We start from the raw sequence: 14,489 nt of genomic DNA on the forward strand, positions 1-14,489 counted from the left end.
GGTTTTGGGCGCTCAAGAGGTGGGTTCACGACCAAGATCCACCTCCGCGTCAACGCGGCAGGCCTGCCCATGAGAACCGAAATCACGCCGGGCCAGACGTCCGATTACATGGGCTTTGATCTGGTCATGGCTGACAATCTGTCCGAGCCAAGCGTCCTGTTGGCCGACAAGGGCTATGATGCTGACAGCATTCGCAAAACAATGGGCGCGCGGGATGTTTTAACCCAGATCCCGATGCGCAAATCCCGCAAAATGCGCGTCGGCGTGGATCACTCTCTGTATTCCCTACGCAACCTGGTCGAGCGATGCTTCAACAAGCTCAAGAATGCCCGCCGCGTCGCCACACGCTACGACAAAACGGCTGAGAGCTTCCTCGGTTTCATAGACATCACGTCAATCCGCCTCTGGGTCCGCCTTTTGTCAACATGACCTAGTAGAGTAGGTCACCGACTTTGCATCCGGAATTGTTGCTTTCCCCAAATCGTTACTGGTAAACGTTTCCATTTTGGGGTCAGCAGCTCCTCCAGGCCATTTGACGGTCATCGCGGATGAAGGCGATGCGCACATCATCACTGTGGCGGCAATAGCCGCTTGAACAAATGTCATGGTAGTTTCCTCCCGCGAACCTGAACATCATTGGGATTCATGGTCCGGTAAGTCGGATGTTATCACATTTGCGATAAAATTGAGATTCTCGGGCATTATTGATTTTTTATGCGTCGGTAGTTTCCACATGTGTTGGACGATGATTCTTGGACTAAAGCTATGCGGGAGCCACCTTGTCATCGGCGGCGCGGACGGCTAGCAGGCTGGAGAGCAGACCACAGGGGCCATCGATGGACGATCTTCGGGACAAGTATCTTTCCGCCATTGCCGACGCGGCGGACGAATCCGCGCTGGAATCGCTGCGGGTTCAGGCTGTGGGCAAGAAGGGCGAGATCAATCTGAAGATGCGCGAGCTGGGCAAGATGACCGCCGAAGAACGGCAGGTCGCGGGCCCGAAGCTGAACGCGCTGAAGGATGAGATCAACTCGGCCCTGGCCGCGCGCAAGGCCGCGCTGGCCGATGTCGCGCTGGACGCGCGCCTGCGCGACGAATGGCTCGACGTGACCCTGCCCGGACGCGCCGCCGGGCGGCCCATGGGCAGCGTGCATCCGATCAGCCAGGTGACCGAGGAAATCAGCGCCATCTTCGCCGATCTGGGATTCGCCGTGGCCGAAGGGCCGCAGATCGAAAGCGACTGGTACAATTTCGACGCGCTCAACATCCCGCCGCACCATCCCGCGCGGCAGGAGTTCGACACGTTCTACATGCATCGCGACGGTGGCGACAATCGCCCGCCGCATGTGCTGCGCACCCATACCTCGCCGGTGCAGATCCGCGCGATGGAGAAAACCGGCGCGCCGATCCGGGTGATCGCGCCGGGCCGGGTCTATCGGTCGGACTATGACCAGACCCACACGCCGATGTTTCACCAGATCGAAGGTCTGGCCATCGACAAGGACATCTCGATGGCGCACCTGAAGTGGGTGCTGGAGGAGTTCTTCGCCGCCTTCTTCGAGATCGACGGCATCAAGACCCGGTTCCGGGCCAGCCATTTCCCCTTTACCGAACCCTCGGCCGAGGTCGACATCCAGTGCTCCTGGGTCGATGGCCAGTTGCGCATCGGCGAAGGCGACGGCTGGATGGAGGTTCTGGGTTCGGGCATGGTGCATCCGCATGTGCTGAAATCCGCGGGCGTGGATCCCGACCAGTGGCAGGGCTTTGCCTTCGGCTTGGGGATCGACCGGCTGGCGATGCTGAAATACGGCATCCCCGATCTGCGCGCCTTCTTCGACAGTGATCTGCGCTGGCTGCGCCATTACGGGTTCAGCGCGCTGGACCGGCCGACCCTGCACGGAGGTCTCAGCCAGTGATACACGACGGCCTTGATCTGGAACGTCGCATCTTGCAGCGCATTCTGGATTGGCACGCCGAGACGGACCTCCCCGACACGGCGTTGTCGCTGTTCTGGTCCGAAGCGCCGGGTTTCTTCGACATGGCGCCCGCACCCGGCGAAGATGCCGACCATTGCTGGCACAGGTTGCAGGACACCCTGCGCGAGATGCAGAAAAAGCGGCTGATCGCCGGCACCGTGACGGTGATGGAGGTCCGCGACCTGCAGGTCGGGCCACGCGGCGTGCTGGTGCTGAAGGAACTGGAATTCGACGCGCTGAACGATCGCAAGCGGTTGCTGGAGGCCGAGCAGGACCAGTTGCGCACCGCCCAGAAAGCCGCCCATGACGAACGCGACGCGGTGTTCCGGGGCAAGCAAGAGCTGGTTCAGGCCCAGAAATCCCTGTCCGAAGTGCAGGATCGGCTGCGCGACCTGCGCGACGATCTGGATGCGGGCCGCGCAGCACTGCGGGCCGAGCAGGATGCCCTGGCCGTCGAACGCGACAAGGTCTCCCGCGCTTTGGACGAGGAACGGGCACATTTCGAGCGCCTGCTGGCCGAACGTCAGGCCGAAGCCGCCGCCGAGCAGCGCGCCGCCAGCCTCTGGCGCACCGCTGGCCTGCTGTCGCTGGTGGCCGGTGGGCTGGCCGCCCTTTTCGCCGTCAGCCAATCGGGCCTGATCTGACCGGGGCTCCCCTCCCTTGACCCGCGCCGCCGCACCCCGTCGTTTCCGCCGGGCGGGCAGGGGCGCAGCCTCCAACTCTTCCCGCCTGCGCTTCACATCCGCCCCTGCCTGCGGTAAGCGCAACGCGAACGACCGCACGGAGCTTTCGCCATGAAATTCACCCTCTCCTGGCTCAAGGAGCATCTCGACACCACGGCCTCTGTGGACGAGATCGCCGAGACCCTGACCGATCTGGGGCTCGAGGTCGAAGAAGTCGTCAATCCCGCCGACCGGCTGGGCGCCTTCACGCTGGCCAGGGTGGTGAAGGCCGAGAAGCATCCCGATGCCGACAAGCTGCGGGTCTGTCAGGTCGCCACCGACAGCGGCGAGACCCAGATCGTCTGCGGTGCGCCCAATGCCCGCGAAGGCATCACCGTGGTGCTGGCGCGTCCCGGCACCTATATTCCTGGCCTCGACATCACCATCCAGGTCGGCAAGATCCGCGGCGTCGAAAGCCACGGCATGATGTGCTCCGAGCGCGAGATGGAGCTTTCGGACGAGCACAACGGCATCATCGAACTGCCCTCGGGCGAAATCGGCGAGCGTTTCATCGACTGGCTGGCGGCCAACGATCCGGCCAAGGTCGACCCGGTGATCGAGATCGCCATCACCCCCAACCGCCCCGATGCCCTTGGCGTGCGCGGCATCGCCCGCGATCTGGCGGCGCGGGGTCTCGGCACCCTGAAACCGGCCAGGGATGTCACGGTCGAGGGCACCTTCGACAGCCCCATCGGCGTGACCATCGACGCCGGCACGCTGGACGAGGCGCCGCTGTTTCAGGGGCGCTTGATCCGGGGGGTCAGGAACGGCCCCAGCCCGGCGTGGCTGCAGGCGCGGCTCAAGGCCATCGGGCTGCGCCCGATCTCGGCGCTGGTGGATGTGACCAACTTCTTCACCTACGATCAGAACCGGCCCCTGCACGTCTTCGACGCCGACAAGGTCAGTGGCAACCTGCGGGTGCATCACGCCGAAGGCGGCGAGACCCTGACCGCGCTGGACGAGAAAGACTACACGCTGGAGCCGGGTATGGTGATGATTTCCGACGACAGCGGCGTCGAGAGCATCGCGGGCATCATGGGTGGCTTGCCGACCGGCTGCACCGAGGAGACCGTGAATGTCTTTCTCGAAGCCGCCGTCTGGGAGCCGATCCAGATCGCCCGCACGGGACGCGCCCTGAAAATCAACTCCGACGCGCGCTATCGCAACGAACGCGGCATCGATCCGGCCTTCAACGGGCAGGCCATCGAGCAGGCCACCGCGATGATCCTTGAACTCTGCGGTGGCGAGGCGTCCAACGTCGTGACCGCCGGCGCGGTTCCGGATGTGGCACGCGCCTACAAGCTGGACACCGACCGGGTGCAATCTCTGGTGGGCATGACGATCCCGGCCGAGACCCAGCGCGCGACGCTGGAGGCCCTTGGCTTCGTGATGGACGGCGACATGGCGCAGGTGCCCAGCTGGCGCCCGGATGTGCAAGGCGAAGCCGATCTGGTCGAGGAGGTCGCGCGCGTGGCCTCGCTGACCCGTCTGGAAGGCAAGCCCCTGACCCGGCCCACGCCGCGCATTGCCCGCCCGATCCTGACGCCGATGCAGAAGCGCGAAAGCACGGCGCGCCGGGCGGCGGCGGCCCGCGGCTACAACGAATGCGTGACCTACAGCTTCATCGATCAGGTCTCGGCCGAATTGTTCGGCGGCGGCAGCGATGCCACCATGCTGGCCAACCCAATCTCTTCCGAGATGAGCCACATGCGCCCCTCGCTGCTGCCCGGCCTGTTGCAGGCCGCAGGGCGCAACCAGGCGCGCGGGTTTCTGGATCTGGCGCTGTTCGAGGCCGGTCCGGTGTTCCACGGTGGAGAGCCGGACGAGCAGGAAGTGCAGATCACCGGCCTGCTGGTCGGCCAGACCGCCGCGCGTCAGGTCGGCACCGAACGCCGTCCGGTGGATGTGTTTGACGCCAAGGCCGATGCCGAGGCGATCCTTGCGGCCATCGGCGCGCCTGCCAAGGCGCAGATCCTGCGCGGCATGAACGGCTGGTGGCATCCGGGGCGGTCGGGCAAGATCTGCCTTGGGCCGAAGAAGGTTCTGGCAGGCTTTGGCGAATTGCACCCGCGCACCCTGGAAGCCATGGATGTGAAGGGCCCCGCCGTGGCCTTTGCCATCCACCTGGCCGCCGTGCCCTTCCCCAAGGCCAAGGGCGCGACCCGCCCGGCGCTGGTGTTGAACGACCTGCAAGCGGTGGAGCGCGACTTTGCCTTCGTCATCGATGACGGGGTCGAGGCGCTGACGCTGGTCAATGCCGCTGCCGGGGCCGACAAGGCGCTGATCGAAAGCGTCCACGTGTTTGACGAATTCCGGGGCGAGAAGGCGCAGGCGCAGATGGGCGAAGGCAAGAAATCCCTTGCCATCTCGGTGCGGCTGCAACCCACCGACAAGACGCTCAAGGACAAGGACATCGAAGCCGTGGCCGACAAGATCATCGCAAAGGTGTCCAAGGCCACGGGCGGCACCCTGCGCGGCTAGGGCCGGTGGTCAGCCGCAGGGCAGGTCCGGGGCATCCTGCACCGGACCGCGCCTGACCGCCCCTCGATGGGGCGGTCAGGCGCTGCCCCCCCGCCGGCTATTTCAGCGTGATCAGCGTCACGCCGCCGATCACCATGGCCGCGCCCAGCAGCTTGGACAGGCTCAGCGGCGATTGCGCCATGCCGAACAGCCCAAGCTGGCCAAAGACCATCCCGGCCAGAACCTGGCCCGACACCAGCAGCACAAAGAACACCCCCAGCCCCAGCCGTGGGATCAGGTAGGACGATCCCAGGATCATCCCCGCGCTCATGATTCCGGCGCTCAGCAGCCACAGCGGAACGGTGCCGATCTTCTGGAAATCCCCCGCACGGCTGCCGGTCGCCAGTGCGATGGCGACCGAACTGACAAAAGCGATGGCGAAGAAGGGCACATTGGCCAATGATCCCGAGCCCAGGATCTGAGCCGACCGCGCGATCATCGGGAAATAGATCGACACGATGGCCCCAAGAACCAGGGCCAGCGTAATGGTTGCAATTGTCATGTTGGTCTCCTTTTCACAGCGCCAGCATGAGACAGGACACGCAGGTCACCAAGGGAAACCCGTGTTTCAGGCAATCTCCAGATGCCGGGCCAGCAGGTCAAAGACCAGCCGAATGCGGCGGCTGGTGTGGATCTCGCGATGGGTGGTCAGCCAGACCGGAAACTTCAGCGGCTCCACCTGCGGCAGCAGCCGAACCATTCCCGACGCCTGCCCGACGGCATCCGACATCATCAGGATGCCCAGCCCCCGCCGCACGCATTCCCAGGCCACCAGCCCGTTTTGCGAGTTCAGCTTGAAGTTCTCGCGCGCCACCGGATAGCCGAGGCCCTGCAGATGATCGCGCATCATGGCGGGATCGCCGAAACTGATGAAATCATGCCCGGCCAGATCCTCGACCCGCTGCGGCCGCCCACGGGTGCGCAGATAGTCGGGCGCGGCGTAAAGGCTGGCCGAGGCCTCGCCCAGCAGCCGCGCGACCAGATCGGGCTGGCTCGGGCGCACATGGCGGATGGCGACATCGGCCTCGCGGCGCATCAGGTCGCGAATGTCATTGACCGCGATGACATCGATTTCCAGCATCGGGGCCTGCCGGCGCAATTCGCCAAGGATCGGCACCAGATGGTAGGCCGAGAAGATATCCGACGCGGTGATCCGCACCAGCCCGTCAATGGATTGCGCCTGCCCCGAGGCTGCCAGCGCCACGCGTGTCGCGGCCTCGCCCATGGCGCGCACCGGCTCCAGCAGGTCGGCCCCGGCGCGGGTCAGCGTCAGCGATTTTCCCACCCGTTCGAACAGCAACACGCCCAGTTCTTCCTCCAGCGCGGCCACCTGTCGGCCCAGCGTCGGCTGCGTCAACCCCAGCTTGCGCGCGGCGGCTGACAGCGAGCCTTCCTCAGCCGTGGCCAGAAAAGCGCGCGCGCGGGTCCAGTCAAAGTTCGCGAGGGGATCTTTCATGCAAATCTGTATAACGTATCCACGAATTTCGGCAATTCTTCCGGGGTTTTCGTATGAGTATGCTGCGTGCAGACATTGCATGAGGGTTCACATGAAAGACGCTACACAATTCTGGGACGGAGTCGCGCCCGGCTACGCCAAGTCCCGGATCCGGGACATGGATGCTTACACCTACACGCTGGACCGCACCCGATCCTATCTGCGCGACAGTGACCGGGTGCTGGAACTGGGCTGCGGCACCGGCTCTACCGCGTTGCAACTGGCCGATGGGGTCGGCAGCTATCTGGCCACGGATCTGTCCGGCGCGATGATCGGCATCGGGCGCGACAAGGCCACCGTGCAGGGCGCGGACAACCTGGCGTTTCGCCAGTGCGACGCGCTGGCCGCAGGGGTCGAGGGGCCGTTCGATGCGGTTCTGGGGCTCAACCTTTTGCACCTGGTGCCGGATGCGCGCGCGGTTATAGCCCGTGCCCATGAGCTGCTGGCCCCCGGCGGGCTGCTGATCACCAAGACGCCCTGCCTGACCGACCGCAACACGCCGCTGAAAATCCGCGCCATGCTGCTGGCCCTGCCGATCGCGCAACTGCTGGGCAAGGCCCCTGCGGTCAACTTTCTGAAGATCGCCGAACTGGAAGAGGCGATCACTGCGGCAGGGTTCGACATCATCGAGACCGGCAACTATCCGGCCCGGCCCCCCAGCCGCTATATCGTCGCGCGCAAGCGCTAGGCCGGCGGGCGCGCCGGAAACCGCTCCAGGCGGGGCTTGGCGCGCCGCGCCCCCCGGTTTAGGGAAAGGCGCAGCAAAGGGAGAATGGCATGGCATTGAAAGTTTACCTCTCGGGAGAGATCCACACCGACTGGCGCGAACAGATCGTCGAGGGATCCACGGATCTGGACGTGCAGTTCGACAGCCCGGTCACCGATCACGACGCCAGCGACGATTGCGGCGTGGCGATCCTGGGCGGCGAGGACAGCAAGTTCTGGCATGACCACAAGGGCGCCAAGGTGAACGCCATCCGCACCCGCAAAGGCATTGCCGATGCCGATGTGGTGGTCGTGCGCTTTGGCGAGAAATACAAGCAGTGGAACGCGGCCTTCGACGCGGGCTATGCCGCCGCGCTTGGAAAGTCGCTGATCGTGCTGCATGGGGCCGATCACCAGCACCCGCTGAAAGAGGTCGATGCCGCCGCACTGGCCGTGGCCGAGACGCCGCAGCAGGTGGTGCAGATCCTGCGCTACGTGCTGACCGGGTACCTGCCGGGCTGACCCCGGCGGCGCGCGGCCCGGTCCCGGATCAGGGGCAGGGCTGCGCGGCGAAGGCGGCGTGGCTTTCGGGGTATTTCATCGCCGACATCATCCACGCGACCTGGGTGTCGTCATAGGCGTTCACATATTGCCAGGCGATCTGCCCGTCGGGCGTCAGTTCCAGCGCCCGTCCGGCATCGGTTTCGGCCATCAGCACGTTGCCATTGTCCAGCATCTGGTGCTTGCCCCGGAACGGGGTGTAGAAATCCTCGCCGCCCTCGGTCGGCCAGAGGGTTGCCGTGGCCCGCGTGACCGGGTCGATCTGCAGGATGCGGCTGCCGCCCAGCAGGGTGGTCCAGCCGGTATCGGCGCGTGGCTCGGCCAGGGGGCGGTTGTCGAACAGGGTGATGGTGCCATCGGGCTGGAAGTCCGGATCATGGGCGCCGCTCATCGGTCCGGTCATCCACCATTTCAGATCCATCGTCTGGCCGTCGAGGATCCAGATCTGGTTCTTGTTGCGCGCGTTGATCATCAGGTCGCCGGCCTCGAACAGCGGGAAGGCATCGGCCATCTCGGGGCGCAGAACTTCGACGTCATTGACGTGCAGCACATCCGTGGGCGTGTTGCGCAGCGCCGACACAATCCCCTGATATCCCGCGCGGACCAGCGGATCCTTCAGATCCAGATCTTCGCGCAGGGCGCCGTCGTCGGGAGAAAAGCCACGCACCCGGTCAAAGCGCAGGGGCGTATCGGCAAGGCGGGGTTCCACCTCCATCTCGCCGCTGGCCGGGGTCCAGATGGTACCGTCGGGGGCAATGTCGATGGCATGATGCGGGCGCAGCGCGTTCTGCCATACGATCTCGCCACACCGGGAAATGCGCATCAGGCCCTGGCCATCCAGATTGGCCAGGATGTCGCCGTTCTCGTACAGATGCGCGCCGTGGATCAGGGTGTGGAACTTGTGGGCCTTTTCGTCGAAATCGACCTCGAACAGGTCGATGGGCCATTGGTACAGCTGCGCGCCATCGGCCGCGTAAAGCCGGGCGGTGAAATCGCCGTCGAACAGGCTGACCAGAAAGGTCACGCCGGGCTGGACCTGATCGGGCAGGGGCACGCTGATGCCGGGTGGTTGGTCCCGCAGGGGGGCCAGGTGCTGCACCGGGGCGACGCCGACCATGGCCTTGCCTTCGGCGTATAGCGTGCGGGCGGTCTGGATTGCCTGCTGGATCTGCGGATAGGGCGGCAGTTTCCAGACCCCCAGAAGGGCGCCCAGAAAGATCCCCAACACCAGACCCGACGCGATGGGGATGAAAAACTCGAAAAAACTGCGAAGTCGCGACATGACTGCCCTGCCCCTGAATGCCGGTGAAACCTTAGCGCGCGGGCGCGGCAGTGCCACCGGAAAAAGCCGGTAATCCGGATGCGCGTATTATCGCAGGTCGGGCTTGTGCGTTGAGGGCGAGCGCCCGGGCCCGGAAGGGGCAAGCCCCTTCGCGGTGCCCGGCCGCGGCCCGGCACAGGCCGGGCGGTGCAGCTTCAGGCGTTGGGATCTGCGGGAACGGCCCAGCCGCGTTGCACGGCGGGGCGCGCGTTGAATCGGTCAAGGTAGGCCGTGACGTTTCCAAAGTCGGACATGCCGACCAGTTCGCCCGCCTTGTAGAATCGGTCGAGCGCGTCCAGCCACGGCGCGATGGCAATGTCGGCGATCGAATAGTCGCCAGCGATCCAGTCACGATCCGCAAGCTGGGTGTCGAGCACGTTCAGAAGGCGTTTGGCCTCGGCGACGTAACGCTCGCGCGGGCGGGGGTCTTCGATCTCGGATCCGGCGTAGCGGTGGAAATAGCCCAACTGCCCGAACATCGGCCCGACGCCACCCATCTGGAACATCAGCCATTTCAGGACGTCGTATTTCTGCGACGCGGTCTGGCCCAGCAGTTTGCCCGACTTCTCGGCCAGGTAGATCAGGATGGCACCGCTTTCGAACAGGGCGATCGGCGTGCCATCGGGCCCATTGGGGTCCAGGATCGCCGGGATCTTGTTGTTCGGGTTGAGCGACAGGAACTCGGGGCTTTTCACATCCTCGGGCGCCAGCGTGACGCGGTGCGCCTCGTAGGCGATGCCCAGTTCCTCCAGCGCGATGGAGACCTTCACCCCGTTGGGCGTGCCCAGGGAATACAGCTGCAGGACCGTCGGATCGCTGGCGGGCCAGCGTTGGGTGATCAGAAACTGGGAGAGATCGGAAAACGTGCTGTGAACGGTCATGACAGATCCTTCTTCTTGTTGCCGATAACCTATGCGCAGGGGACACGAATGTAAGGTGCAGGGGTGCAGAGCATCTGTGCAGATCCGAAGGGCCGGCCCGGGATTTCGATTGAGTATTTCAGCCAAAGAGAAAGATCGCGACCGGCACCGGGGCCACGGCGAGGGCAACGGTCAGGACAAAGCCATGCAACGAGAACAGGCGGCAGAACCCGGCGATCAGGCTGATGCCGCCGCCGCCGCCGATGACGAAGTTGCCCGGCAGGTTCAGCGCCACGGCAAGGATCACGAACCGGCACGACAGCAGCCGGGGCCGCGAGGAGCGCGTCAGGATGGCAAGGCGGGCTTCGGTGTCCAGCGGTTGCAACCGGCGCAGCAGGTCGGCCATGCGGGTCAGCCGGAGGCGCGACAGCAGCGCGATGACGCGGGTTTCCGGCAGGCAGCGGCCGATCAGGAAGGCTAGTGTCAGCGCCAGCACCGTGCACAGGTAGATCAGCGGTGCAATCCCGGCACCGAGGGCCATCATCAGCCCCAGCCCGATCTCGACCCCCGGAACGAAGGGGATCATCAACAGCACCACATAGGCCAGCATCGCCCCCCAGACCAGACCGTGGCGCAGCGGGTGCGCGCCCTCGGCCAATGCGCCCGGAAGATGCGCAAGCACCCAGTCGCTGGTATGCCGGGCGGCCAGGATCAGCGCCAGCAGCAGGACCAGACGCATAAGCAGTCCGGCCCAGGAAAAGGGGCGTCCGGGGTTTGGCATGGGAACGGTCCAAAGGGTGCCGAATGGCAGCAAGACCCCGGAACCTTGCCGCAGATGGGGGGAAAACACCAGCACGGCAGCACGGGAGGCCCTGAAAACAACAAACCCCCGGGCGGAAGCCACGGGGGTCGTCATGGCGACAATGCCGCCGGTTCGCTGTCGAAAGACTTAAAGAAGACCTTCGCGCTGCGCCTTTTTACGGGCGAGTTTGCGGGCACGGCGGATGGCCTCGGCCTTCTCGCGTGCTTTCTTCTCGGACGGTTTCTCGAAATGCTGCTTGAGCTTCATTTCGCGGAACACGCCTTCGCGCTGAAGTTTCTTCTTCAGGGCGCGGAGGGCCTGATCGACATTGTTGTCGCGAACGCTGACCTGCATAGTGGTGTCACCACCTTCCTAGTTTAAAGTTGCATGAATCGCAGGAAGTGGCCGTATAGCAAAGGCCACCTATGTTGTCTAGCAGCGTCAGAGACATCCGAGGACCCCATGACCCAACCCACGCAGACCCCGCGCGAGGTAAAAGATACCCTTCTGGCGGCGATCGAACCGCATGTGCCCTTCGACGGCTGGACCGAGTCCGCCTTCGTGGCGGCGGTGCGGGAATCGGGCATCGCACCGGCGGTGGCACGCGGCATCTGCCCGCGAGGGGCGGTAGATCTGGCGGTGCATTACCACAAGATGGGCGACGAGGAGATGCTGCGGCGGATCCGGGCCGCCGACATGGGCGAAATGAAGTTCCGCGAGAAGGTCGCCGCCGCCGTGCGCTTCCGGCTGGAGGCAGTGACGGATCGCGAGATGGTGCGGCGGGGCGCAACCCTGTTTGCCCTGCCCAATTACGCGGCCGACGGCGCCAGGGCGGTCTGGGACACAGTAGATGCGATCTGGACCGCGCTGGGGGATTCGTCCGACGACATCAACTGGTACACCAAGCGCGCCACCCTCAGCGCGGTATATTCCTCGACTGTTCTGTATTGGCTGGGCGATGACAGCCCGGAATATGCCCGCACCTGGGCTTTTCTGGATCGCCGCATCGAAGGCGTAATGCAGTTCGAGAAGTTCAAGGCGCAGGTCAACAAGAACCCGTTGCTGAAACCGCTTTTCGCCGGGCCGAACTGGGCGCTAAGCTGGGTCAAGGCACCGACACGGGTGCCGAACACGGACTTGCCCGGAAGCTGGTCCGAACCCAGGAATTGAGCGCCCCGGTCTGCACGGGGCGGAAAGGAAAACCGACCCATGCCCCTGCCTGACGCAATGCGCGCCGTGGAGATTTCCCAGCCCGGCGGCCCCGAAGTGCTGCGCACGGTGACGCGGCCGATGCCCGAACCGGGTCCGTCGGACATTCTGATCCGTGTGTCCTGGGCCGGGGTGAACCGCCCCGATGCCCTGCAACGCGCCGGCGCCTATGCCCCGCCGCCCGGTGCTTCCGATTTGCCGGGGCTGGAAGCGGCGGGGACGGTCGTGGCGGTGGGCGCCGAGGTGACCCGCTGGCAGGTGGGCGATCACGTCTGCGCCCTGTTGCCCGGCGGTGGCTATGCCGAATTCGTGGCGATACCCGCCGATCACGCGCTGCCGGTGCCTGCCGGTCTGACGCTGGATCAGGCCGCCTGCCTGCCCGAGACCTTCTTCACCGTCTGGTCAAACGTCTTCATGCGGGCCGGTCTGCGCGCGGGCGAGACCCTGCTGGTACACGGCGGGTCCTCGGGCATTGGCACCACGGCGATCCAACTGGCCACGGCCTTTGGCGCACGGGTGTTCACCACCGCCGGCACGCCCGAGAAATGCCGCATCTGCGAGCGGCTGGGGGCCGAGCGCGCGATCAACTATCGCGAGGAAGACTTCGTAGAGGTGCTGAAGGCCGACGGCGGCGCGCATGTGATCCTCGACATGGTGGGCGGCTCATATATTCCGCGCAACATCCGGGCCCTGCGGACCGAGGGGCGGCTGGTACAGATCGCCTTTCTGGAAGGCCCCAAGGCGGAGTTGAACTTCGCGCAGGTGATGAAGCGGCGGCTGACCATCACCGGCTCGACCCTGCGGCCGCAAAGCGATGCCGCCAAGGCCGAGATCGCGCGGCAGCTTGAGGAGAAGGTCTGGCCGCTGCTGGGCAGCGGCGACCTGGGGCCGGTCATGGACAGCGAGTTCGCACTGGACGACGCTGCCGATGCGCATGCGCGGATGGAAAGCAGCGCCCATATCGGAAAGATCGTCCTGAAGGTCGCAGGCTGACGCTTCAGGCCGCGGCGGCATCCTTCAGCTTGCGACGCACAAGATCGATGTGCACCCGCAGGGTATAGGCGTTTTCGCGGTACTTCGACGGCACCTGCACCGATTTGGCTTCCTGTTCGATGGAATCCAGCTGGGCATACAGTTCTTCACGGCGCGCTTCGGTCATGGCGCCCTCGGCCTCCTGATCGATGGCCACCAACTGGTTGTAGCGGCGGTAGATGCGGGCGCGCATCTGCCATTCGTACAGGCTGGGCACCATGCGCATCAGGGGCACCAGCAGCACCAGCAGCGGCACCAGAAGCAGGGTGACGCGGGTGATCTGGGCCGCGACCCAATAGGGCATGTGCCGGTCCAGATAGCTGGGGCCTTTCTGCAGCAGGGTTTCGGCCTGCGAGTTCATCGGCAGGATGGTGCCCTCGGCCATGGGGAATTCCAGTTCGGAGCTGAGCAGCACCGGGCCGGAATGGATTTCCTGTGCGGCGCGCACCAGCCGGTCCACCAGCGCCGGGTGCATGTCGCCCTGCGCCACCAGCGTGGCCATCATGGCGGTCAGGGCGATGCGCTCTTCCGGGATTTCCTTTGCATAGTCCAGGGCCGAGGGCGGGATGTCGGCGGGCCGGACGTAGCCGACCCTGCGGGTCAGGGCCTCGGTATCGCGCAGCGAACTGATGTTGATGCGCGGATCGGTCAGAAGCGGCGCCAGATAGGGGGCGTCGATGGGCGCCACGAAGATCGCCACATCCACATCGCCTGCCAGCAGGGCCTCGGCGGCATCGCGCCCGCCGACCGGGTGCAGATCCTCGTAGTGGATCTTCAGCCCCAGTGTCTGCGCGGTGCTGTCGATGGCGGCGCGGGTGCCGCTGCCGGGCTCGCCCGCCGCAACCCGCAGGTCGGGCCAGTTGTTGGGATCGGCGGCGTCGATGAAATCGCTGCGATAGAAGATCAGGAAGGGTTCCAGGAACACCGCGGCAAGCGAGGCCAGCCCGGTGGCCTTGGTGATCGGCACGCCGCCCTGGATCAGTGCCACATCGGCCTCGCCCCGGGCCAGCAGGCGTGAATTTTCCATCGACCCGGCGGTGTCGAGAATATCAAGGGTGATGCCATCGCGCCCAAGGATCGTGCGGTATTGCTCGGCGTAGGTATAGTAGCCGCCGCCGGGCCGCCCCGCCGCCATGGTCAGATGATCCGGCGGCACCAGTTCGCGCAACCCCGACAGAGCGATGAAGGCGGCGATCAGCCCGCCGATCAGGGTCAGCGGCAGCACAAGCGGGCCGAGATTGGACAGGATGCGGCGCATGTCATTCTCCGGTCGGGGGGCGTTCCCT

At 65.2% G+C, this 14,489-nt stretch carries 16 protein-coding genes; 8 read left to right on the forward strand and 8 right to left on the reverse strand.

Annotation, left to right across the window (positions count from 1 at the left end; translation table 11 throughout):
- The coding region (locus ACP15K_RS13665; protein ID WP_424990092.1) for an IS5 family transposase at positions 1–429 on the forward strand (429 nt) is incomplete at its 5' end.
- Here the strand turns inward: ACP15K_RS13665 and ACP15K_RS13670 are convergent.
- Complete coding sequence (locus ACP15K_RS13670) at positions 421–606, reverse strand: hypothetical protein (protein WP_424990771.1); 186 nt, start codon at positions 604–606, stop codon at positions 421–423. The two genes, ACP15K_RS13665 and ACP15K_RS13670, sit on opposite strands and share 9 nt — an antisense overlap.
- 230 nt (positions 607–836) lie before the next feature.
- On the opposite strand from ACP15K_RS13670, the gene pheS reads away from it, so the two are divergent.
- The 3 genes from pheS (at position 837) to pheT (ending at position 5,179) form a co-directional block, all read left to right on the forward strand.
- A complete protein-coding gene (gene pheS / locus ACP15K_RS13675) occupies positions 837–1,916 on the forward strand; it encodes a phenylalanine--tRNA ligase subunit alpha (RefSeq protein WP_193140441.1) in 1,080 nt (359 codons plus the stop codon).
- A complete protein-coding gene (locus ACP15K_RS13680) occupies positions 1,913–2,620 on the forward strand; it encodes a hypothetical protein (RefSeq protein WP_193140442.1) in 708 nt (235 codons plus the stop codon). Before pheS ends, ACP15K_RS13680 begins: the two co-directional genes overlap by 4 nt.
- 150 nt (positions 2,621–2,770) lie before the next feature.
- Positions 2,771–5,179, forward strand: coding sequence for a phenylalanine--tRNA ligase subunit beta (pheT, locus tag ACP15K_RS13685; RefSeq protein WP_424990772.1), 2,409 nt, complete (start codon positions 2,771–2,773; stop codon positions 5,177–5,179).
- 97 nt (positions 5,180–5,276) lie between these two features.
- Here pheT and ACP15K_RS13690 read toward each other — a convergent pair whose 3' ends face one another.
- On the reverse strand, positions 5,277–5,720 hold the full coding sequence (locus ACP15K_RS13690; protein ID WP_424990773.1) for a DMT family transporter: 444 nt from the start codon (positions 5,718–5,720) through the stop codon (positions 5,277–5,279).
- A gap of 66 nt (positions 5,721–5,786) precedes the next feature.
- The gene (locus tag ACP15K_RS13695; protein ID WP_193140445.1) at positions 5,787–6,674 is read right to left on the reverse strand and encodes a LysR family transcriptional regulator; all 888 of its coding nucleotides are present in this window, start codon (positions 6,672–6,674) and stop codon (positions 5,787–5,789) included.
- 91 nt (positions 6,675–6,765) lie between these two features.
- Here ACP15K_RS13695 and ACP15K_RS13700 point away from each other — a divergent pair, with 91 nt between their 5' ends.
- Together ACP15K_RS13700 and ACP15K_RS13705 are read left to right on the forward strand one after the other, a co-directional pair.
- Positions 6,766–7,401 carry a class I SAM-dependent methyltransferase gene (locus tag ACP15K_RS13700; RefSeq protein ID WP_424990774.1) on the forward strand — a complete coding sequence of 212 codons (636 nt, stop codon included), beginning with the start codon at positions 6,766–6,768 and terminating at the stop codon, positions 7,399–7,401.
- 89 nt (positions 7,402–7,490) lie between these two features.
- A complete protein-coding gene (locus ACP15K_RS13705; protein WP_424990775.1) occupies positions 7,491–7,940 on the forward strand; it encodes a YtoQ family protein in 450 nt (149 codons plus the stop codon).
- 28 nt (positions 7,941–7,968) lie between these two features.
- Here the strand turns inward: ACP15K_RS13705 and ACP15K_RS13710 are convergent, their stop codons facing one another.
- The 4 genes from ACP15K_RS13710 to rpsU all read right to left on the reverse strand — a co-directional run bounded on the left by ACP15K_RS13710 (position 7,969) and on the right by rpsU (position 11,316).
- Complete coding sequence (locus ACP15K_RS13710) at positions 7,969–9,261, reverse strand: arylsulfotransferase family protein (RefSeq protein WP_424990776.1); 1,293 nt, start codon at positions 9,259–9,261, stop codon at positions 7,969–7,971.
- A 194-nt stretch (positions 9,262–9,455) separates the two neighbouring features.
- Positions 9,456–10,181 (reverse strand): glutathione S-transferase N-terminal domain-containing protein, encoded by a 726-nt coding sequence (locus ACP15K_RS13715; RefSeq protein ID WP_424990777.1) that lies wholly within the window; start codon positions 10,179–10,181, stop codon positions 9,456–9,458.
- A 118-nt stretch (positions 10,182–10,299) separates the two neighbouring features.
- Entirely contained in the window at positions 10,300–10,941 is a 642-nt protein-coding gene (locus ACP15K_RS13720) for a hypothetical protein (protein ID WP_193140450.1), read from the reverse strand.
- A gap of 168 nt (positions 10,942–11,109) precedes the next feature.
- A complete protein-coding gene (gene rpsU, locus ACP15K_RS13725; RefSeq protein WP_005614280.1) occupies positions 11,110–11,316 on the reverse strand; it encodes a 30S ribosomal protein S21 in 207 nt (68 codons plus the stop codon).
- Positions 11,317–11,424: 108 nt separating this feature from the next.
- Here rpsU and ACP15K_RS13730 point away from each other — a divergent pair, with 108 nt between their 5' ends.
- Positions 11,425–12,132, forward strand: a complete 708-nt coding sequence (locus ACP15K_RS13730; RefSeq protein ID WP_193140451.1) for a COQ9 family protein — start codon at positions 11,425–11,427, stop codon at positions 12,130–12,132.
- A gap of 39 nt (positions 12,133–12,171) precedes the next feature.
- Complete coding sequence (locus tag ACP15K_RS13735) at positions 12,172–13,164, forward strand: NAD(P)H-quinone oxidoreductase (RefSeq protein WP_424990778.1); 993 nt, start codon at positions 12,172–12,174, stop codon at positions 13,162–13,164.
- 4 nt (positions 13,165–13,168) lie between these two features.
- Here the strand turns inward: ACP15K_RS13735 and ACP15K_RS13740 are convergent, their stop codons facing one another.
- On the reverse strand, positions 13,169–14,461 hold the full coding sequence (locus ACP15K_RS13740; RefSeq protein WP_424990779.1) for a TAXI family TRAP transporter solute-binding subunit: 1,293 nt from the start codon (positions 14,459–14,461) through the stop codon (positions 13,169–13,171).
- Between the last annotated feature and the right edge of the window lie 28 nt (positions 14,462–14,489).

The organism is Fluviibacterium sp. S390 (genome assembly GCF_049800695.1).
GTDB lineage: Bacteria > Pseudomonadota > Alphaproteobacteria > Rhodobacterales > Rhodobacteraceae > Meridianimarinicoccus.

Bases quoted from the DNA above. Each gene is read 5' to 3' on its own strand.
- ACP15K_RS13690 (WP_424990773.1), bottom strand. From the start codon at position 5,720: ATGACAATTGCAACCATTACGCTGGCCCTGGTTCTTGGGGCCATCGTG.
- ACP15K_RS13705 (WP_424990775.1), top strand. From the start codon at position 7,491: ATGGCATTGAAAGTTTACCTCTCGGGAGAGATCCACACCGACTGGCGC.
- pheT (WP_424990772.1), top strand. From the start codon at position 2,771: ATGAAATTCACCCTCTCCTGGCTCAAGGAGCATCTCGACACCACGGCC.
- ACP15K_RS13735 (WP_424990778.1), top strand. From the start codon at position 12,172: ATGCCCCTGCCTGACGCAATGCGCGCCGTGGAGATTTCCCAGCCCGGC.
- ACP15K_RS13720 (WP_193140450.1), bottom strand. From the start codon at position 10,941: ATGCCAAACCCCGGACGCCCCTTTTCCTGGGCCGGACTGCTTATGCGT.
- ACP15K_RS13730 (WP_193140451.1), top strand. From the start codon at position 11,425: ATGACCCAACCCACGCAGACCCCGCGCGAGGTAAAAGATACCCTTCTG.
- ACP15K_RS13710 (WP_424990776.1), bottom strand. From the start codon at position 9,261: ATGTCGCGACTTCGCAGTTTTTTCGAGTTTTTCATCCCCATCGCGTCG.
- rpsU (WP_005614280.1), bottom strand. From the start codon at position 11,316: ATGCAGGTCAGCGTTCGCGACAACAATGTCGATCAGGCCCTCCGCGCC.
- ACP15K_RS13670 (WP_424990771.1), bottom strand. From the start codon at position 606: ATGACATTTGTTCAAGCGGCTATTGCCGCCACAGTGATGATGTGCGCA.
- ACP15K_RS13695 (WP_193140445.1), bottom strand. From the start codon at position 6,674: ATGAAAGATCCCCTCGCGAACTTTGACTGGACCCGCGCGCGCGCTTTT.
- ACP15K_RS13700 (WP_424990774.1), top strand. From the start codon at position 6,766: ATGAAAGACGCTACACAATTCTGGGACGGAGTCGCGCCCGGCTACGCC.
- ACP15K_RS13715 (WP_424990777.1), bottom strand. From the start codon at position 10,181: ATGACCGTTCACAGCACGTTTTCCGATCTCTCCCAGTTTCTGATCACC.
- pheS (WP_193140441.1), top strand. From the start codon at position 837: ATGGACGATCTTCGGGACAAGTATCTTTCCGCCATTGCCGACGCGGCG.
- ACP15K_RS13740 (WP_424990779.1), bottom strand. From the start codon at position 14,461: ATGCGCCGCATCCTGTCCAATCTCGGCCCGCTTGTGCTGCCGCTGACC.